This window comes from Cryobacterium sp. 10S3, assembly GCF_034344045.1.
Classification (GTDB): Bacteria; Actinomycetota; Actinomycetes; order Actinomycetales; family Microbacteriaceae; genus Cryobacterium; species Cryobacterium glucosi.
Genome location: NZ_CP133773.1, coordinates 278,736 through 298,943, shown reverse-complemented (window position 1 = coordinate 298,943; position 20,208 = coordinate 278,736). Strand labels below are relative to the sequence as shown.

The following is a 20,208-nucleotide window of genomic DNA, read 5'->3' as shown; positions in this document are numbered from 1 at the left end:
TCTCACGAGTGATTGCGCCCCCGAACTGGGGGTATTCGTGGGCGTTTGCGGAAATCGTTAGGCTTATGCGGTGAAACCGCCCGCATTCGTGAACCGACTGACGACCCTGTCCAAGCGCATCATGCAGTGGCGGCCCGTGCGTGCATTCACGCACTTCGGGGAAAGCAGCGGTGCGATCCTCGCCGGGGGCATGACCTACCAGGCTATTTTCGCGATCTTCGCGGCGGTCTGGGTGGGCTTCTCGATCGCCGGGCTCTGGCTGACCTCGAACCCGGCGCTCCTCGACCAGCTGTACTCCCTGATCAACCAGTCCATCCCCGGGTTGATCGGCAAGGGTGGAGTGATCGACCCGACCCAGCTCGCGAGCCCGGGGGCGCTGACCTGGACCGGTGCGATCGCCCTCGTCGGCCTGATCGGCACGACCCTCGGCTGGCTCTCGACGACCGCGCAGGCCGTGCGCAGCATCTTCGGGATGCCGCGCGACGGCACCTTCTTCCTGCTCGTCAAGCTCAGGGAGCTCGGCCTCGGTGCGGGCTTCGGGCTCGCGCTCATCGTCTCCGCGCTGATCTCCCTCGCGAGCACGGAGGCCCTCGGCGGCATCCTCGGCTTCCTCGGCGTCTCGCGGGACTCGCTCGGGTTCATCGTGGGGGCGCGCACGATCGGGCTGCTCGTCGTGCTCCTCATCGACACCGTCACACTCGCCGTGCTGTTCCGGGTGCTGAGCCGGGTGCACATCCCGTTCCGGAAGCTCGTGTCCGGCTCCCTGCTCGGCGGGGTCGCGCTCGGCGGGCTCAAGGTGCTCGGCGGCGCCCTCCTCGGTGGGGCGGGCAAGAACCCCTTGCTCGCGACCTTCGCCGTCGTGATCGGGCTGCTGATCTGGTTCAACTTCATGAACACGGTGATCCTCCTCACCGCCTCCTGGATCTCGGTCGGGATGCAGGACGCGGGCATCCCGCCGCAGCCGGTGAACCCGGACGAGGCCGCGGCGGCGGCGGAAGCCCGCGAGCTCGAGGCGCGGCGGATCGCCGCGCTCGCGGAGCTGCGGGATGCCAGGGCGGCCCACGAGGCGTCCTCCTGGGGCCGGCGCTGGGCATCCGCTCGCCGGCTGCGCGCCGCCGAGAAGCGCGCAGCCCCCTTCGCCCCGCCGACCTAGACTTGGTTCATGCCGTCTACGCCTGCAGCTTCAACGCCGTCTGCCCAGCCGCTTCGCATCGCCTCGATCAACGTCAACGGGGTGCGCGCTGCTTACCGTAAGGGGATGGGCGACTGGCTGGCCGGACGGGACGTCGACATCCTCGCCATCCAGGAGGTCCGCGCTTCGACCGAGGACCTCGAAGGCCTGCTCGGGCCGGAGTGGAGCATTCTCCACGATGCCGCGACGGCCAAGGGACGGGCCGGGGTCGCCCTCGCGAGCCGGTCGACGGCATCCATTCACCGGGTCGAACTCGGCGCGGAGGACTTCGACAGCGCCGGGCGCTGGCTCGAGGCCGACTACGAGGTGAACGGCACGATCGTGACCGTCGTGAGCACCTACGTGCACTCCGGCGAGACCGACACCCCGAAGCAGGTCGAGAAGTACAAGTTCCTCGATGCGATGCTCGCTCGGCTGCCCGAGCTCGCGGCGCACAGTGAACGCGCGGTCGTGCTCGGCGACCTCAACGTCGGGCACCGCACCCTCGACATTAAGAACTGGCGCGGCAACCGCAAGCACGCCGGGTTCCTGCCGGAGGAGCGGGCGTACTTCGACCGCATCCTCGGCGCGGAGGACGAAGCCGGCTACAACGCCGGCGCCGGTCTCGGCTGGGTCGACGTCGGCCGCAAGTGGGCCGGTGAGGTGGAGGGGCCGTACACGTGGTGGTCGCAGCGCGGCAAGGCCTTCGACACGGATACCGGTTGGCGACTGGACTACCAGCTCGCGACCCCGCTCCTGGCGGCATCCGTCGTCGACTACACGGTCGACCGCGCGGATGCCTACGACCGGCGCTGGTCGGACCACTCCCCCGTCGTCGTCGACTACGCGCTCTGACCCATTTCACGCCTCCGGCTCCGGCCCGCGGCCACACGCTACGAAAGATCTGAATCATGGACAAGCCCCGTCTCTACTCCGGCATGCAGCCGTCGGCCGAATCGCTGCAGATCGGCAACTACATCGGCGCCCTGCTGAACTGGAAGTCGCTGCAGGAGACGCATGACGCGTTCTTCTCGATCGTCGACCTGCACGCGATCACCGTCGCGCAGGACCCGGCCAAGCTGCGGGAGAACACCCGCCGCACCGCGGCGCAGTACATCGCGAGCGGGATCGACCCCGACGCCTCGACGCTCTACGTGCAGTCGCACGTTGCCGCGCACGCGCAGCTCGCCTGGGTGCTGAACACCATCACCGGTTTCGGCGAGGCCAGCCGGATGACCCAGTTCAAGGACAAGTCTGCCAAGCAGGGTTCCGACGGCACCACGGTCGGACTGTTCGCGTACCCGATCCTGATGGCCGCGGACATCCTGCTCTACGACACGGTCGTCGTTCCCGTCGGCGAGGACCAGCGCCAGCACGTCGAGCTGACCCGCGACATCGCGGCGCGGTTCAACGCGCGATTCGGCGACACGTTCGTGGTGCCGGAGGCCTCCATCCAGAAGGAGACCGCCAAGATCTACGACCTGCAGAACCCGCTGTCGAAGATGTCGAAGTCGGCAGAGTCGCACGCCGGCGTGATCTGGGTGCTCGATGAGCCCTCGGTCACCGCCAAGAAGATCATGCGCGCGGTGACGGATGCCGATGGCGGCGTGGTCTTCGACCGGGAGAACAAGCCCGGCGTGGCCAACCTGCTCACGATCTACTCGACCATGGCCGGGCGCACGGTCCAGTCCCTCGAGGACGAATACGCCGGCCGCGGCTACGGGGACCTCAAGAAGGGCCTCGCCGAGGTCGTCACAGGTACCTTCGGTCCGATCCGCGCCCGGGTGATCGAGCTGCTCGACGACCCGGCCGAGCTCGACCGCCTGCTGGCCGTCAACGCCGCGCGGGCGGCATCCGTTGCCGATGCCACCCTCGCCCGTGCGTACGACCGCGTCGGCCTGCTCCCGCCCCGCTGACCACCCGCCCGCGCGCCCTGAGGCACACGGCCGAGACGACTGTGGCCGATTCGGACAACTGTTGCCGGCCCGCGGGCCGCAACTGTCCGAATCGGCCACATACGCCGGTATCGCTCGAGCGCAGTGAGCTAGAGGACGTCCTCGTCCACCCAGTCGAGGGACTTGGTGACGGCCTTCTTCCAGTTGCGGAGGAGGCGGTCACGCTCGGCGACGTCGAGCTGGGGCTCCCAGCGGGCGTCCTCCTGCCAGTTGGCGCGGAGTTCGTCGAGGTCGTTCCAGAAGCCGACCGCGAGGCCGGCCGCATACGCGGCGCCCAGGGCGGTCGTCTCCGCCACGACCGGGCGCACCACCGAGACTCCGAGGATGTCGGCCTGGAACTGCATCAGCAGGTCGTTGGCCGCCGCGCCGCCGTCGACCTTGAGCTCGGTGAGCGGAACGCCAGAGTCAGCGTTGACCGCGTCGAGAACCTCACGCGACTGGTACGCGATCGCCTCGAGTGCTGCCCGGGCGATGTGGCCCTTGTTGACGAAGCGGGTCAGTCCAACGAGTGCACCACGGGCATCGGCACGCCAGTACGGCGCGAACAGGCCGGAGAACGCCGGTACGAAGTAGGCGCCGCCGTTGTCCTTCACAGACAGGGCGAGCGCTTCGATCTCTGAGGCCGAACCGATGATGCCGAGGTTGTCGCGCAGCCACTGGACCAGGGCTCCGGTGACGGCGATCGAGCCCTCGAGCGCGTAGTGCGTCTCGCCGTCGCCGAGCTTGTAGCCCACGGTCGTGAGCAGCCCGTTCTGGGAGTGCACGATCTCGGTGCCGGTGTTGAAGATCAGGAAGTTACCGGTGCCGTAGGTGTTCTTCGCCTCGCCCTGGTCGAACGCGGCCTGGCCGAACGTCGCGGCCTGCTGGTCGCCGAGGATGCCCGAAATCGGGGTCTCCCGCAGCAGGCTGTGGCCGCTCGCGATGCCGTAGACCTCGGAGGAGGAGCGGATCTCGGGCAGCATCGACCGGGGCACGTCGAAGGCGGCGAGGATGTCGTCGTCCCACTGCAGGGTTTCGAGGTCCATGAACAGCGTGCGGCTCGCGTTGGTGACGTCGGTCGCGTGCACGCCGCCCTCGAGGCCGCCGGTGAGGTTCCAGAGCACCCAGGAGTCCGTCGTGCCGAACATCAGCTCGCCGGCATCCGCCTTGGCCCTGGCGCCTTCGACGTTCTCCAGGATCCAGACGATCTTCGTGCCCGAGAAGTACGTGGCGAGCGGCAGGCCGACCTGCTTCTTGAAGCGCTCGACGCCGCCGTCGGCGGCGAGGCGGTCGACGATGGGCTGGGTGCGGGTGTCCTGCCACACGATCGCGTTGTAGACGGGGAGCCCGGTGGTGCGGTCCCAGACCACGGCGGTCTCGCGCTGGTTGGTGATGCCGGCCGCGGCGATGTCGTGCCGGGTCAGGTTCGCCTTGGACAGCGCCTGCCCGATGACCTCACGGGTGTTGTTCCAGATCTCCATCGGGTCGTGCTCGACCCAGCCGGCGCGGGGGAAGATCTGCTCGTGCTCGAGCTGGCCGTTCGAGACGATCGAACCGGCCTTGTCGAAGATGATCGCCCGGGTGCTGGTCGTACCCTGGTCGATCGCGATGACGTAGTCAGCCATTGATAACTCCTTTGTTATTCGTGTGTGTGTCAGGTTAAGCGGGTGAGGTGAAAGCTGTGTGGGAATGTCCGGGGAGGCATCCGCCCCCGCCGGCGCCACCGACGAATGCCGCGCTAGGCCAGGATCGGCAGGAGCGCGGTCGAGACGAGGCCGGCCAGCACCCCGCCGACGATGGGGCCGACAACCGGCACCCAGGAGTACGCCCAGTCGGACGAGCCCTTGCCCTTGATCGGCAGGATGAAGTGCGCGATTCGCGGACCGAGGTCACGGGCCGGGTTGATCGCGTAGCCGGTCGGCCCACCGAGCGAAGTGCCGATCACGATGACGAGCAGGGCGACCGGGAGCGGGCCGAGCGCGGCAAGCCCGCCGTTGACACCCTGGCGGCCACCGCCGAAGGCGATGATCACGAACACCAGCACGAACGTGCCGATGATCTCGGTAAGAAGGTTCCAGCCGTACGAACGGATGGCCGGACCGGTGGAGAAGACACCGAGCTTGTTCGCCGGGTTCGGTTCCTGGTCGAAGTGCTGCTTGTACGCCAGCCAGCAGAAGACGGCGCCGATGATGGCTCCAAGCAGCTGCGCCCCGATGTAGGTCAGCACCGACAGGAAGTTCACCGGGACCCCGGAGCCGAATTCAGTGGCGCCGGATGCGACCAGGCCGAGGGTCACGGCGGGGTTCAGGTGCGCCCCCGAGTTGTAGGAGACGATGACGCCGGAGAAGACCGCGAGGCCCCACCCGACCGTCACCATCAGGAAACCGCCGCCCAGGCCCTTGTTCTTGGCCAAGGCCACGTTGGCCACCACCCCACAACCAAGGAGGACCAGCAAGGCCGTGCCCACCAGCTCCGAGAGGAAAACGATACCGAGATTGTCCACATTGACACCCTTGTTCAGTGAAGCCGAATTGTTGACGCTGGAGATGAGACAGTGTTTGGGCCGGTTATGGCTGCAAAACGAATCTCGAGAAACCTATCGGCTCAGCGCGGCCAATGGTGCATCCACGCGTGCACGTTTGTGCAGATCGTCGCCTACGCGCGTGAAGCGGATGCCGCGTCGACCGTGGTGAGGTCGACACCATGCCGGTCGCGCAGCACGTCAACGGCGAGGTCGAGCTCGGCTGCCCCGCGCGCGGAATCCCAGCCGAGGACGGGAGCGAGGACTCCGGCGAGTTCTTCGAGCAGCGCCAGGCTGAGCTCACCACGGAAGGCCATGCTCGTTCGTCGCAGCACGAGGTCGGTCAGGTGCACCACGGATTCTGTGGCCGCGAGGAACTCAATCTCGCGACGGGAGTAGTCGGCGTGGTGTTGGAGCACTGCGTCCGGTTCCGCGGTGATGAAGTCGATCACGTCGACCGCGCGGGTGCCGTAGCGGGTCAGCAGCTCGTCGGCCCTCGAGGCGCCGACCTCGTCGCCGTTCGCGACGATCCACACCCGGTGCGCGGCATCCGTCGCCGGGAAGTTGCGGCCGCCGCCGATGGGGAGGCCGGCCGTCGACACGACCCGGGTGCGGCCGAGCAGGGCGAGGATGTCACCGCTCAGGTGCTCGGCGAGGGCCCGGAACGTCGTCCACTTGCCGCCGACGAGGCTGAGCAGGGTGCCCGGTCGGGCACCGAGTGGACGGGACTCGATGCGGTAGTCGCGGGAGACGAACCCCGGCGCCTCGTCGTCGTGCCGGGGCAGCGGGCGCACACCGGCGAACCGGAAGACGATCTCTGAGCGGTTGACGGCCACATCCGGGAAGACGTGCTTGACGAGATCGAAGAAGTAGTCGACCTCGCCCTCCGTGCAGAGCGCGGGCTGGGTCATGTCGTGTTCGAGGTCGGTGGTGCCGACCAGCACCCGACCCGCAAGCGGGTAGATCAGCACGATGCGGCCGTCCTTGTGCTCGAAGAAGATTTCGCGGCCACCCGTTGCCGCGAGAAGCTCCGGGTTGTCGAGCACGATGTGCGACCCCTTGGTGCCGCCCATGAACGTACTGGTCTGACCGAGGGCCGTGTTTGTGAGGTCGGTCCAGGGCCCGGACGTGTTGACGACGATGTCGGCCTCGAAGCTGAATTCGGCGCCGGTGACCGCGTTCCGAAGACGCACGCCCGCGGCATCCATGCCGATGGCCTCGATGTAGTTGGCGCTGCGCGCGTGCGCACCGGCGGCCAGGCCGTCGGCCAGCACGTCGAGCGCGAGGCGCTCGGGGTCGTGCATCGAGGCGTCGTAGTACGTGGCGGTGTACTTCAGGCCCGGGTTGAGGCGCGGCAGCAGTCTGAGCGAGGCCTTCCTGCCGAGGAACTCGTGCCGGGGCACCGTGCCGCCGTCGCGGGAGAAGGAGTCGTAGAGCATCATGCCGATCTTGATCAGCAAGGCGCCACGTTCCTGGGCCGCAGCCTGGCGGTGAGTGAGAAAGCGCATCGGCGCCGACATCACCCCGGAGAAGGTGGAGTAGATCGGAATGGTCGTCTTGAGGGGCTTGACGTAGTGCGGGGCGATCTTCAGCAGGCTGTTGCGTTCCTCGACCGACTCCTTGACCAGGCGGAATTCCCCGTTCTCGAGGTAGCGCACACCACCGTGGATCATGTGGGAGGAGGCCGACGAGGCGCCGGAGACGTAGTCGCCCTTGTCGACGATCGCGACGTCGATGCCCTGCATCGCCAGGTCACGGAAGGTCGCGATGCCGTTGATCCCGGCTCCGATGATGAGCACCTGGGCCCGGGGGAGTTGCTGCAGGGCGGCCTGGGCGGCGGCTCCGGACAGCGGACGGGCGGAGGATGACTGATCGGGAGTTGACGGCACTGATTCGCTCACTTCTTTGCGGCTGGGAAACTATGCGGGACGGGAGACTTCTCCTACCCTGCTAAGTTCTACACAAACGGTCAAGAACCGTGAACATATGTGCAAGGAGTCGCCGTGATCCATCCGAATGATCCGCCCCTGTCCGACCGCACCTCGGACGCCCTCACCGCGGCGCAGCTGTATTACGTGCAGGACCTCACGATGGAGGCCATCGCGCAGGAGCTGCACACCTCCCGTTCGTCGGTGTCACGCCTGCTCAGCCAGGCCAGGGCCAGCGGGCTGGTCGACATCCAGATCCGCTCTCCGCTCGATGCTCCCAGCCGGGTCGAGAAGCTGATCCTGGACCGGTTCCAGGTCACCGCGCACGTTCTGCCGGTGCCCGACTATGCCAGCGACGTCGACAGGCTGGAGCGAGTTGCCCTGTCCGTTGCACGGATTCTCGGCGAATTCTTCGACTCGAACATGATCATGGGCATCGCCTGGGGCTCCACGATGAATGCCGTCAGCCGCCACCTGACACCGAAGCGCACCCACAACGCGCAGATCGTGCAGTTGAACGGCGCCGGAAACACCCGCAGCACGGGCCTCGACTACGCCAATGAGATCCTGCGGCGATTCAGCAACGCGTTCGACGCCCGCCTGGAGCAGTTCCCGGTTCCCACCTTCTTCGACGACCCGGCCACACGCACGGCCTATTGGCGTGAACGCGGACTGCGCCGGTTGCTGGAAATGCAGGGCAACATGGATGTCGCCCTCTTCAGCGTGGGATCGCCCTTCTCCATGGTTCCCAGTCACGTGTATGTCGGCGGCTACCTCGACGACGAGGAGTTCACGGCGCTCAGCGACGCCGGGGTCGTCGGCGACGTTGCGACAGTCTTCTACCGCGCGGACGGTTCGACAGACGGCATCCCGCTCAACGACCGCGGGACCGGACCGGAACTGTCGGTGTTGCGCCGCACCCCGCGGCGCATCTGCGTTGTCGCAGGCACCTCCAAGGTGGACAGCCTGCGCGGCGCGCTGGCCGCCGGCCTCATCACCGACCTGTTCATCGACGAGGGCACCGCCCGGGCCCTGGTCGGGTCGTAAGAAAACGTCCAAATCCTGCACAGGGCCGGGAGGGAATTATCCGGGAGTGGTGGCGTTGGGCTATAACTAGAAGCAAGAAACGTGCTCCGGGGTCGGTGTAAATCCGAACCGGCGGTGAAAGTCCGCGACCCGTTCCGCCCCAGGGCGAAACGGTTGAGCTGGTGAAATTCCAGCACCGACGGTTAAAGTCCGGATGAGAGGCGCACGATTCGGTTGGACCTTCGGGGCCCGCCGAAGGATTGTGGCGTACGCGTACCCACAGTCCACCCCCGGAGTTCGTTGCAGAAACGAATGGGGCGGGAATGATCCAGGACACCGAGCGTGACATGCTCATGCGGCGCGCCCTCTCCCTCGCCGCCAATGGCCCGGCCACCGGACTGAATCCGCGGGTCGGCTGCGTCATCGTCGACCCGGACGGCGTCGTCCTGGCAGAAGGCTGGCACCGCGGCGCCGGCACTGCCCACGCCGAGGTCGACGCCCTGTCGCACCTCCCGGCCGGATCCGCCCGCGGCGCGACCGTCATCGTCACCCTCGAACCGTGCAACCACACCGGCCGCACCGGCCCCTGCGCCGTCGCCCTGATCGAAGCGGGCGTGAGCCGGGTCGTCTTCGCCGTCTCCGATCCCGGCCGCGCGTCGTCCGGCGGCGCAGAGCGACTCCGCGCCGCCGACGTCGAAGTCGTCGGCGGGGTGCTCGCCGACGAGGGAGAAGCCTTCCTCGCCGACTGGCTCGTCGCCGCGCGGCTCGGCCGCCCGTTCGTGACGCTCAAGTGGGCCTCGAGCCTCGACGGCCGGACCGCCGCGGCCGACGGCTCGAGCCGCTGGATCACCGGCCCGGATGCCCGCCTCGACGTGCACCGGCGGCGCACGGCCGCAGGCGCGATCCTCGTCGGCACCGGCACCGTGCTCGCCGACGACCCGGCCCTCACGGCCCGTGCCGCCGACGGAAGCCTGCTCCCCAACCAGCCGATCCCCGTGGTGATCGGCACCCGCGCGGTGCCTGCGGATGCCGCGATCCGGCACCACCCGCATCCGCCGCTGTTCTACCCCGGCCCCGACCTGAACCGAATCCTCCAGGACCTGCACACCCGCGGCATCCGCAGCGCATCCATCGAGGGCGGACCGGGACTCGCGAGCGCCTTCGTCGAGGCCGGGCTTGTCGACGAATACCTCGTCTACCTCGCTCCGACCCTGCTCGGCGGCGGCCGGCTCGCCCTCGGCGACATCGGCGTGACCGGGATCGACCAGCAACGCCGGCTCGCGGTCGAGGGCATCGGGCGCCTCGGCGAGGACCTGCTCGTGATCGCCCGGCCCCTGGACTTCCCGCACGCGGAAACCGCACACACAGAGACAAGGATCTGACATGTTCACCGGAATCATCGAGGAACTCGGCACCGTCGACCGGGTCGAACAGGGCACGGATGCGGTGCGCCTGACCGTCCGCGGGCCTCTCGCCGTGTCCGGGGCCGCGATCGGCGACTCGATCTCCGTCGACGGCGTCTGCCTGACCGTCGTGGAGCGCACGCCGGAAACGTTCACCGCCGACGTGATGGCGCAGACCCTGCGCATGTCGACCCTCTCCGAGGCGGGGCCGGGAACACCGGTCAACCTCGAGCGCGCCGCCCTCGTCGGCGGGCGCCTCGGCGGGCACATCGTGCAGGGCCACATCGACGGCACGAGCGAGCTGCTCGCGGTCACCCCTGGCGACGCCTGGCGGGTGCTGCGGTTCAGCCTCTCCCCCGAACTCGCGCCCCTCGTGACGAACAAGGGCTCGATCGCCGTCGACGGGGTCTCCCTCACGGTCAGCACGATCAGCCCGGCGACCGAACCCGAGCAGTGGTTCGAAGTCTCCCTCATCCCCGAAACCCTCACGGCCACCACGCTCGGAAAACGAACGGTCGGAGAGCACGTCAACATCGAAACCGATATCCTGGCCCGCCACGTCGAGCGCATGCTCGCCGTCGCGGACGCAGGATCACGAAGGAGTCACTCATGAGCCTCGCAGACATCCCCAGCGCGCTCGCGGAACTGCGTCTCGGCAAGCCGGTCATCGTCGCCGACGACGAAGGCAGGGAGAACGAGGGTGACGTGATCATCTCGGGGCAGATGGCCACCCAGGAATGGCTCGCGTGGACCGTGCGCTACTCCTCGGGGTTCATCTGCGCGCCGATGACCAATGAGCTCGCCGACAAGCTCAACCTGCCGATCATGGTGCCGAACAACGAAGACCCCCGCGGCACGAACTACACGATCTCCGTCGACGCCGCCGACCGGCTGAGCACCGGCATCAGCGCCGCGGACCGTGCCCACACCCTGCGCGTGCTCGCCGACCCGGCATCCACCCCCTCGAGCCTGCACCGGCCGGGCCACATCATGCCGCTGCGCGCGAAGGACGGCGGCGTGCGCGAACGCGACGGCCACACCGAGGCTGCCGTCGACCTGATGAAACTCGCCGGGCTCGCCCCCGTCGCCGGAATCTCCGAGATCGTCGCAGAGGACGGCGAGATGATGCGCCTGCCCGGCCTCCTCGAGCTCGGCGAACGCGAGGGTGTGCTCGTGATCACGATCGCCGACCTGATCGCCTACCTCGACGAGTTCCACGCGGACTCCGAGCTGCCGACCGCGCACGCCATCCGGGAATCCCCGCGCGTCGACTTCGAGGTCGAGACGACCGTGCCGACCCGGCACGGCGACTTCCAGATCCGGGCATACCGCGACCGGATGACCGGAGCGGACCACGTCGCCCTCGTCTCGGGGACGCCCAGGGACGGCGCCCTCGTGCGGGTGCACTCCGAGTGCCTCACCGGGGAGGCCTTCGGTTCGCTCAAGTGCGAGTGCGGACCGCAGCTCGACGCGGCTCTCGAAACCATCCAGGCCGAGGGCGGCATCGTGATCTACCTGCGCGGCCAGGAGGGTCGCGGCATCGGCCTGATCAACAAGCTGCGGGCATACAAGCTCCAGGAACAGGGCCTCGACACGATCGACGCGAACCTCGCGCTCGGCCTGCCCGCCGACGCCCGAGACTACGGCGCCGCGAGCGCGATCCTCGACCAGATGGGCATCTCCTCGGTGCGCCTGCTCACCAACAACCCCGAGAAGCTCCGCCAGCTCGAAGAGCACGGGGTCACGGTCGTCGAACGCGTTCCGCTCATCGTCGGCGTGGGCATCGACAACCAGGAGTACCTCGCCGTGAAACGCGAACGCATGGGCCACCACCTGGCCGACCGGGACATCGTGAAAGGACTCGCACTATGAGTGGAGCAGGCTCGCCCACGGTCGTCGTCGACGGCACGGGCCTCACCATCGTCATCATCGCCGGCCGCTGGCACGACGTCATCACCGATGGGCTGATCGCCGGCGCCACCCGGGTACTCGAGGCATCCGGCGCCACGTTCTCGCTCGTGCGCGTGCCGGGCAGCTTCGAGTTGCCGGTCGCCGCGAAGGTCGCCCTCGAAAATGGGGCGGATGCCGTGGTCGCGCTCGGCGTGATCATCCGCGGCGGCACCCCGCACTTCGAGTACGTGTCCGCTGCCGCAACGGACGGTCTCACCCGGGTCGCCCTCGACACCGGAAAGCCGGTCGGCTTCGGCGTGCTCACCCTCGACGACGAGCAGCAGGGCCTCGACAGGGCCGGCCTGCCTGGTTCGAAGGAGGACAAGGGCGAGGAAGCGGCATCCGCTGCAATCAACACCGCCCAGGTGCTGCGCGCCCTCCGTATGCCGAATTCGTAATACCCGAGATCGGTCACTGGGAGCGGATGCCGGCAGGGGCATCCGTTCGCACCCTCGGCCCCGGAAACGGAAAGTCCCGATTGGGCGACGGTTCGCCTCAGGATTTGAGTCCGACGAGTCACGGACGTATGGTGCAGAGTGACCGCCACAAGCGGACACCTCCCTCCGGGTACCCCCGCGCGGGCACGACGCCTGATCGACGCCGGCGCTCCCGCACGGGTCGACACGCCCGATCACGCCCCCTCACCACGGAATGACTCTCTTCCATGTCCTCATCCACACTGTCGCATCCGTCAGCCGCAACCCCCGAGCCGCAGGCGCCCACCAACCCCCGCAGCCGCGTCGTGCTCGCGAGCCTCATCGGCACCACGATCGAGTTCTACGACTTCTACGTCTACGCGACCGCGGCGGTTCTCGTCTTCCCGCACCTCTTCTTCCCGACCGGCAATGAGACCACGGCGCTGCTCGCTTCCTTCGCGGTCTTCGGCGCGGCCATGGTCGCCCGTCCCGTCGGCGCCCTCGTCTTCGGGCACTTCGGCGACAAGGTCGGCCGCAAGGCGACCCTCGTCGGCGCGCTGCTCACGATGGGCATCGCGACCTTCCTGATCGGACTGCTCCCGACCTACGCCCAGGTCGGCTGGTTCGCCCCGCTGCTGCTCGTCGTGCTGCGCCTCGCCCAGGGCTTCGCGCTCGGCGGAGAGTGGAGCGGTGCCGCCCTCGTGGCGACCGAAAACGCTCCGAAGGGCAAACGCGCCTGGTACGGAACCTTCCCGCAGGTCGGCGCGCCGATCGGCTTCATCATCGCGAACGGCCTGTTCCTGCTGATCGCCACGCTGCTGCCGAGCGACGACCCGACCCGGCCGTCCACCGCGTTCCTCGAGTGGGCCTGGCGGGTGCCGTTCCTGTTCTCCGCGGTGATGGTCATCATCGGCCTGTGGGTGCGGCTGCGCCTCGTCGAGAGCGACGCCTTCACGAAGGCCACGCGCACGAACCGGGTGCACAAGCTCCCGCTCGCCGCGGTGTTCAAGTCCAACTGGCGCGAACTGATCCTCGGAACCTTCATCATGCTCGCGACCTACGTGCTGTTCTACCTGATGACGACGTTCAGCCTGAGCTACGGCCGCGCGGCGACAACCGCTCCCGTCGCGGGCCTCGGCTACAGCTACACGACCTTTGTGCTGATGATGATCGCCGGCGTGCTGTTCTTCGGCGTGTTCACCCTCGCCTCCGGGCCCTGGGCCGACCGCTTCGGCCGCCGCCGCACCCTGATCTGGGTCACCCTCGCGATCATCGTCTTCGGACTGCTCTTCGTGCCACTGCTCGGCGCCGGGTTCCTCGGCGTGATGATCTTCCTGATCCTCGGCTTCACCCTGATGGGCATGACGTTCGGGCCGATGGGCGCCCTCCTGCCCGAACTGTTCCCGACAGCGGTGCGGTACACCGGTTCCGCTTTCGCGTACAACATGAGCTCGATCCTCGGTGCGGCGGTCGCCCCGTTCATCGCCGTCTGGCTCTGGACGCTCGGCGGCGGCAGCCCGTTCTGGGTCGGCGTGTACCTCTTCGTGATGGCGGTCATCACCCTGGTCGCCCTCCTGCTCAGCCGCGAGACCAAGGACGTCGACATCGAGGCGTAGCCCGCCCCTTCCGTGACCGTTCCGGTCGAGAGTGCCCGTTGCGCGGGTCACTCTCGACCGGGACGGGACGGGTCACGGTCGAGGTTTGAGGTTAAGCTCGATTGGTGAGTACCCCGATCAGTGACGCCAGCACGCCCGCCGAAACCGCAGCATCCACCGGGCCCGCACCGGCCGCGGCACCGAAGCCGCGCAGCCGCCTCGGGCGTCTTGGGCGTCGTGCGGATGCCGCGAACGGCCCGCGCGCGACCTTCGGCCAGCTGCTCCCCTACCTTCTCGAGCACAAGAAGGTGCTCAGTGTCGTCGTCCTGCTGAGCATCCTCGGGGCGCTCGCGAGCCTCGCCCAGCCGCTGCTGGTCAGCCAGGTCATCACCGTCGTGCAGCAGAACCAGCCCCTCGGCGCACTCGTCTGGGGGCTCGTCGCGCTCGTCGTGGTGTCCGGGCTGATCAGCGGATACCAGCACTACCTGCTGCAGCGCACCGGGGAAGGCGTCGTGCTCTCGAGCCGGCGCAAGCTCATCGGGCGGATGCTGCGCCTCCCGATCAGCGAGTTCGACACCCGTCGCACCGGCGACCTCGTCTCCCGGGTCGGCTCTGACACGACCCTGCTGCGCGCCGTGCTCACCCAGGGACTCGTCGAGGCGATCGGCGGTTCGCTCACCTTCCTCGGCGCGCTGATCGCGATGCTCGTGATCGACCCGGTTCTGCTCGGGCTGACCGTGCTCGTGATCGCGGCATCCGTCGTCACGGTCACGCTGCTGTCGCAGCGGATCCGCGTCGCGAGCCGCATGGCCCAGGAGAAGGTCGGCGCCCTCGCCGCGAGCGTCGAGCGGGCGATCAGCTCGATTCGAACCGTGCGCGCCTCGAACGCGACAGACCGCGAGATCGCGGCCGTCGACGCCGACGCGACCGGCGCGTACCAGATGGGGCTGCAGGTCGCGAAGATCTCGGCCCTCGTCGTGCCGATCGCCGGCATCGCGATGCAGGTGTCCTTCCTCGTCGTGCTCGGCATCGGCGGCTTCCGGGTCGCGAGCGGCCAGATCACGGTCGCGAACCTGATCGCGTTCATCCTCTTCCTGTTCCTGATGATCCTGCCGCTGGGCCAGGCCTTCGGCGCGATCACCTCGGTCAACTCGGCGCTCGGCGCCCTCGGCCGCATCCAGGAGATCATCGACCTGCCCGCAGAGGACCAGTTCGACCGCGACCTGTTCCCGCTCGCGATCACCGTCGGCGCCGCCAACGAATCGGTCCGCCCGGACGCCCCCGCGATCTCCTTCGAGAACGTGTTCTTCGGGTACGCGACCCAGGCGTCGACGGCGGATGCCGCGGCGCCCGTCGCCGCTGCGGGCGACGGCGGGCCTGGTGCCGGGCCTGGTACTGGTACTGGGTCCGGTACCGGCGATTCCGGCGGTTCGCCTGCCGGTCCCCCCGCGGACGTCATGCCGAACGCGCTCGTGACGGCCCTCGTTGCTCCCGGCGTGATCGAGGCGATGCTCGCCGAACCCGACCTGGTCGACGCCGATCTCGCCGCTGCCGACCGCGCCGCGGCCGACCGGGCGGCCGTCGACCTGGCTCACGCCGAGCAGGCCGCCGCCCACCTTGCCGCGGCGGAGCACGCCGCAGCGACTATGGCTGCCGCGCGGCCCGCCGCAGCCCTCGCCGCGGAGTCCGCGGCCGCGGCGAACGCGTCCGCCAGGGCCGCCGCGACCGCCGCCGCCTCTGCCGAGGCCGCCGCCGAGGCATCGGCCGCGATGACCGCAGCGGTATATGCGGCGGCCACAGGCACCGTGTCGATCGCCGCGGTCGCAGCGGCCACGGCGTTTGCCGCCCCGGCCCAGGCCTCCGACGCCGAGGTGCCCGGCCTTTCCGCCGCGGACGACTCCGCGACCGACGCCCCGGGTACTGCTGCCGCGCCCGACGCGCCCGTTTCGCCCGATGCGCCCGATACGCCCGCCTCAGCCGCTTCGGCGACCTCGGTCGATTCGCCTGCGTCGCCCGCTTCGACCGTGTCGCCCGCCTCGGCCACGTCTGAGAGCTCGGATACCGACGCCGTTGTGGACGCCGGCACGGCATCCACCGGCTCTTCCGCGACCGCGACCGCCACGACGCCGAGCACGCCGTCCGATGCCGGGCCCGATGACGGTCCGCACACAGCCCCGGCTTTCGGCTCGGTGGATGACACCGGTGCGCCCAGCGTCGACGCCGGTCCGGCCGCTGACCCGTCCGAGCCGCGGCCCGTGCTGCGCGGGGTGTCGTTCAGCGCTCCGCGCGGACTGCGCACCGCCCTCGTCGGTCCGTCCGGCGCCGGGAAGAGCACCATTCTGGCGCTCATCGAACGGTTCTACGACCCGAACGCGGGCGTCGTCCGACTGGGTGGGCTGGACATCCGCACCCTGGATCGCACGGCGCTGCGGTCGCAGATCGGCTACGTCGAGCAGGACGCCCCCGTGCTCGCCGGCTCGCTGCGCGACAACCTCGTGCTCTCGGCGCCGGATGCGACCGACGAGGAGTGCATCGCCGTACTCCACGCGGTCAACCTCGGCGAGGTGCTCGAGCGCGACCCGGCCGGGCTCGGCGCTGCCGTCGGGGAATCCGGCGTGATGCTCTCCGGCGGGGAGCGCCAGCGGCTCGCGATCGCGCGGGCGCTGCTCGCGGCGCCGCCGATCCTGCTGCTCGACGAGTCGACCTCGAGCCTCGACGGGGTCAACGAGCAGTTGATGCGGGCCGCGATCGACGCCGTCGCCGTCGACCGCACGCTCATCGTGATCGCGCACCGGCTCTCGACCGTCGTCGACTCCGACCAGATCGTGGTGCTCGACCACGGCCAGGTGATCGGGACCGGGACGCACTCCGAGCTCGTCGTGTCGACGCCGCTCTATCGCGAGCTCGCCAAGCACCAGCTGCTCGTTTAACCGCGCCGGGACGCACGCCCGGTGCCCGCACTGACCCCTGACGAATTCGACGGAGTTCTTGCTCTTCCGCCACGTGGGAGGCCGGTCTTGGTCCGAGATCCCTAAGAACTCCGTCGAATCGGTCGGGGGTAGCGGAGGGTGACGAGCTGGAACGGCCGCAGCTCGATGTCGAGAAGCTGGCCCGCTTGCGCGAGCGGAAGGCCGGGTTCTGCCCGCCGGCGTTCGAGCAGGTCGGTCGGGTAGGCATCCGCTGCCTCGAAGCGGCGGATGACCCGGGCACGCGCCCGGGACCCGTGCGCCTCGTAGATGCGCACGACCAGGTCGCCGCTGCGGTCTTCGGCGAGCTTGACCGCCTCGATCACGATGGCGGGGTTGTCGACCTCGAGGAGCGATTCGATGCTGTCGCTCGCGACACCGGTCACGGTGCGCAGCGGGAGATTGAGCCGGTAGCCCTCGGTGATCGCGTCCGCGATGCTCGCGCCCGGTCGCACCGAGACCCGGAAGGCGTGCCTGCCCTGGTCGGCCTCGGGGTCCGGGAAGAGTGCCGCGCGCAGGAGCGACAGCCGCACCGTCGTCGTGGCGCGGCCGGCGGCATCCGTCGTGCGGGTCATGTCGTGGCCGTAGGTGGAATCGTTGGCCACCGCCACCCCGTAGCCGAGCTCGCCGACGTGCACCCAGCGGTGCGCGCAGGTTTCGAAGCGGGCGGTGTCCCAGGAGGTGTTCGCGTGCGTCGGGCGATAGACGTGCCCGAACTGGATTTCCGAGGCGGCCCGTTCGGCGTGCACGTCGAACGGGAACTCGATCTTCAGGAGCTTCTGGCGTTCGTGCCAGTCCACGTCGAAGGCGAGGTCGAGCGCCGGGGAGCCGGCGGCGAGGGTGATGTCCTGCACGAGTCGGGAACCGCCGAACTCCCGCGTCACCCGCACGCAGGCCTCGGCGGGCGTGTCGGTGACGACCTCGACGGACACGGCGGCGTCAAGCGGAACGGTCGTGCGCTTGTAGTGGGCGTCGATGTCCCAGGCGTCCCACTGGGTGGGAGTGTCGCGGTGCAGCAGCAGCCGGTTGCCGCGGGTGCCCGACGGGATGAGTTCCCGGTCGGCGAGGAGGTCGTGGAGGGAGGTGAGGAGTCCGTCGGCGTCGATCGAGACGCTGACGAGGCCGTTCGCGAGCACGAGCAGACCGGACGCCGTGCGGGCCACGGTCGCGGGGGCATCCGCCAGGCCCGCGTCGTTTCTGACCGTCGCGCCCGGACCGGCACCGAGGGCTGGCACACCGGACAGGGCGTATGGACCCGCGTTGAGTGCCACGGTTCGGTCGCCGGCGCCGCAGAGTGCGGTCACGGATGCCGCGACGAGCGCACCGAGGTCCCGAGCGACCTCCGCGTAGCGGCGTTCGGCCTCCTGGTGCACCCAGGCGATCGAGGAACCGGGCAGGATGTCGTGGAACTGCTGGAGCAGCACGGTCTGCCAGGCCCGCTCGAGCGCGTCATACGGGTAGGCGGCCCCGGTGCGGATGCTCGCGGTCGCGGCCCAGAGCTCGGCCTCCCGCAGCAGATGCTCGCTGCGCCGGTTGCCGCGTTTGGTCCGGGCCTGCGACGTGTATGTACCGCGGTGGAACTCGAGGTAGAGCTCACCCGACCAGATCGGCGCCTCCGGGTACTCGGCCTCTGCGGCCTCGAAGAACCGTCGCGGGGTGGAGAGCTCGACCGTCGGTGACCCTTCGAGCGAGGCGGTCCGGCGGGCGGCGGCGATCATCTCTACCGTCGGGCCGCCCCCGCCGTCGCCCCAGCCGAAGGGGACGAGCGAGGTGTTGGCCATGCCCTTCTCGGAATACTGGGTCTCCGCACGGGCGAGATCCGCGCCGGAGAGGTCGGAACTGTAGGTGTCGACGGGCGGGAAGTGCGTGAAGATGCGGGTGCCGTCGATGCCCTCCCAGCGGAAGGAATGGTGCGGCATCGGGTTCGTCTCGTTCCAGGACGACTTCTGGGTGAGGAACCAGCGCGACCCCGCCGCCGCGATGATCTGCGGGAGCGCTGCGGAATAGCCGAACGAGTCCGGCAGCCAGACCTCGAGCGGCTCGATCCCGAACTCCTCGAGGAAGAACCGTTTGCCGGCGACGAACTGCCTGGCCAGGGATTCCCCGCCGGGCATATTCGTGTCCGACTCGACCCACATCCCACCGACGGGCACCAAAGCACCCGCGGCGACCTGGGCGCGCACCCGCTCGAACAGCTCGGGGTAGTACTTCTTGAGCCAGGCGTACTGCTGGGCGGATGACGCGGCGAAGGTGAATCCCGGATACTCCCCGGCCAGGGCCAGTACGTTCGAGAACGTGCGGGCGACCTTGCGCACGGTCTCCCGCACCGGCCAGAGCCAGGCACTGTCGATGTGGGCGTGCCCGACCGCGTGCACCCGGTGCGCGCTCGCGGCGGCGGGCTGCGCGAGCGCGGGGGCGAGCACGGCCCGGCCTCGCGCGGCCGATCCGGAGACATCATCCGGATCGAGCACGTCGAGACAGCGCTCGAGGGCGCGCAGGATCCCGGCAGCGCGCGTCGACCCGTGCGGCAGGGCACGGCGGAGACCGTCGAGGGCGAGGACGTCCTGCAGTAACTCCCAGACCTCGTCGTCGCGGAGCGCGAGGTCGAGCTGTCGCAGCCGATAGAGCGGTTCGGTGCCGGCCGTGGCCGGGTCGCCGTTCCGGGTCGGCACGAACGTGAAGCCCGCGGTGACGTCGGGGTTGGCGGCCGCCTCGACGTAGAAGTCGACGGATGCCGGGGCGCCCGTTGCGTCCAACGGTCGCGGTACCAGCGGCGCAAGCGGCAGGGAGCGGTTGCGCGGTGCGATCCCCTTGATCACGGCACCGCCTGCGGTCCAGGCGATGCCCTCGGCCTGGAACCCCGGCGTCGTGTCGGTGAAGCCGAGGTCGACGACGGCCTCGATCCGGGTACCGGGCTGCCCGGCCCAGCCCGCGGGGATCACGCCCGTCGCGTGGAACCAGACCGTCGCCCAGGGGCGGCCCCATGCCTCGCCGGGGGCGAACGGAGCATAGGACTGCTGCACGGCCTCGGCGAAGGTCGCGGGGGCATCCTTTACCGGAGCCGCCGACACCCAGGCCGAGACCTGCAGCGGCACGACCGCGCGGTACACGGCCGGCCGCAGCCGTTCGCGGAGGAACCGGTCGATGCGCTTCTGGATCAGTGCGGCCTCGTCGTCCATGCCAGCATCCTACGACCGCCCGCGGGGGCGAACTCAGGAAATCCGCACCGGTTGGTCGGAACTGCCGCACTGTTCCGCGGCCCCGGCTGCGCATCCCGCCGGATCTCCTGAGTGAGCCC

Annotated in this window: 14 protein-coding genes and 1 riboswitch; of the genes, 10 read left to right on the top strand and 4 right to left on the bottom strand. The window is 69.2% G+C overall.

Annotated features, from left to right (window positions below; translation table 11 throughout):
* Window positions 1-70 precede the first annotated feature (70 nt).
* The 3 genes from RHM57_RS01325 to trpS are packed head-to-tail and all read left to right on the top strand — an operon-like array spanning window position 71 to window position 3,087.
* Window positions 71-1,153, top strand: a complete 1,083-nt coding sequence (locus tag RHM57_RS01325; protein ID WP_322136429.1) for a YihY/virulence factor BrkB family protein — start codon at window positions 71-73, stop codon at window positions 1,151-1,153.
* Between the two features lie 9 nt (window positions 1,154-1,162).
* On the top strand, window positions 1,163-2,026 hold the full coding sequence (locus tag RHM57_RS01320; RefSeq protein WP_322189421.1) for an exodeoxyribonuclease III: 864 nt from the start codon (window positions 1,163-1,165) through the stop codon (window positions 2,024-2,026).
* A 56-nt stretch (window positions 2,027-2,082) separates the two neighbouring features.
* Entirely contained in the window at window positions 2,083-3,087 is a 1,005-nt protein-coding gene (gene trpS, locus RHM57_RS01315; RefSeq protein WP_322189420.1) for a tryptophan--tRNA ligase, read from the top strand.
* A gap of 128 nt (window positions 3,088-3,215) precedes the next feature.
* On the opposite strand, the gene glpK is transcribed toward trpS, so the two are convergent.
* The 3 genes from glpK to RHM57_RS01300 form a co-directional block, all read right to left on the bottom strand.
* Window positions 3,216-4,730, bottom strand: a complete 1,515-nt coding sequence (gene glpK / locus RHM57_RS01310; RefSeq protein WP_322189419.1) for a glycerol kinase GlpK — start codon at window positions 4,728-4,730, stop codon at window positions 3,216-3,218.
* A gap of 113 nt (window positions 4,731-4,843) precedes the next feature.
* Entirely contained in the window at window positions 4,844-5,608 is a 765-nt protein-coding gene (locus RHM57_RS01305; RefSeq protein ID WP_322189418.1) for an MIP/aquaporin family protein, read from the bottom strand.
* A gap of 152 nt (window positions 5,609-5,760) precedes the next feature.
* Window positions 5,761-7,476, bottom strand: coding sequence for a glycerol-3-phosphate dehydrogenase/oxidase (locus RHM57_RS01300; protein WP_322189822.1), 1,716 nt, complete (start codon window positions 7,474-7,476; stop codon window positions 5,761-5,763).
* Window positions 7,477-7,629: 153 nt separating this feature from the next.
* Here RHM57_RS01300 and RHM57_RS01295 point away from each other — a divergent pair, with 153 nt between their 5' ends.
* From RHM57_RS01295 to RHM57_RS01265, 7 genes are all read left to right on the top strand, one after another.
* Window positions 7,630-8,601: a sugar-binding transcriptional regulator gene (locus RHM57_RS01295; RefSeq protein WP_255454143.1), complete on the top strand. Its 972-nt coding sequence runs from the start codon at window positions 7,630-7,632 to the stop codon at window positions 8,599-8,601.
* Window positions 8,602-8,679: 78 nt separating this feature from the next.
* A riboswitch (FMN riboswitch) is annotated at window positions 8,680-8,810 on the top strand.
* A 93-nt stretch (window positions 8,811-8,903) separates the two neighbouring features.
* Window positions 8,904-9,962 carry a bifunctional diaminohydroxyphosphoribosylaminopyrimidine deaminase/5-amino-6-(5-phosphoribosylamino)uracil reductase RibD gene (gene ribD / locus RHM57_RS01290; RefSeq protein ID WP_322189417.1) on the top strand — a complete coding sequence of 353 codons (1,059 nt, stop codon included), beginning with the start codon at window positions 8,904-8,906 and terminating at the stop codon, window positions 9,960-9,962.
* 1 nt (window position 9,963) lies between these two features.
* On the top strand, window positions 9,964-10,596 hold the full coding sequence (locus tag RHM57_RS01285) for a riboflavin synthase (protein ID WP_322189416.1): 633 nt from the start codon (window positions 9,964-9,966) through the stop codon (window positions 10,594-10,596).
* Window positions 10,593-11,855: a GTP cyclohydrolase II gene (ribA, locus tag RHM57_RS01280; protein ID WP_134560716.1), complete on the top strand. Its 1,263-nt coding sequence runs from the start codon at window positions 10,593-10,595 to the stop codon at window positions 11,853-11,855. Before RHM57_RS01285 ends, ribA begins: the two co-directional genes overlap by 4 nt.
* Complete coding sequence (gene ribH / locus RHM57_RS01275; protein WP_322136437.1) at window positions 11,852-12,331, top strand: 6,7-dimethyl-8-ribityllumazine synthase; 480 nt, start codon at window positions 11,852-11,854, stop codon at window positions 12,329-12,331. The genes ribA and ribH overlap by 4 nt, the downstream gene beginning before the upstream one ends.
* A 266-nt stretch (window positions 12,332-12,597) precedes the next feature.
* Window positions 12,598-13,965, top strand: coding sequence for an MFS transporter (locus RHM57_RS01270; RefSeq protein ID WP_322189415.1), 1,368 nt, complete (start codon window positions 12,598-12,600; stop codon window positions 13,963-13,965).
* Between the two features lie 104 nt (window positions 13,966-14,069).
* A complete protein-coding gene (locus RHM57_RS01265; RefSeq protein ID WP_416173100.1) occupies window positions 14,070-16,874 on the top strand; it encodes an ABC transporter transmembrane domain-containing protein in 2,805 nt (934 codons plus the stop codon).
* 101 nt (window positions 16,875-16,975) lie between these two features.
* Here the strand turns inward: RHM57_RS01265 and RHM57_RS01260 are convergent, their stop codons facing one another.
* A complete protein-coding gene (locus RHM57_RS01260; RefSeq protein WP_322189414.1) occupies window positions 16,976-20,089 on the bottom strand; it encodes an alpha-mannosidase in 3,114 nt (1,037 codons plus the stop codon).
* Window positions 20,090-20,208 lie beyond the last annotated feature (119 nt).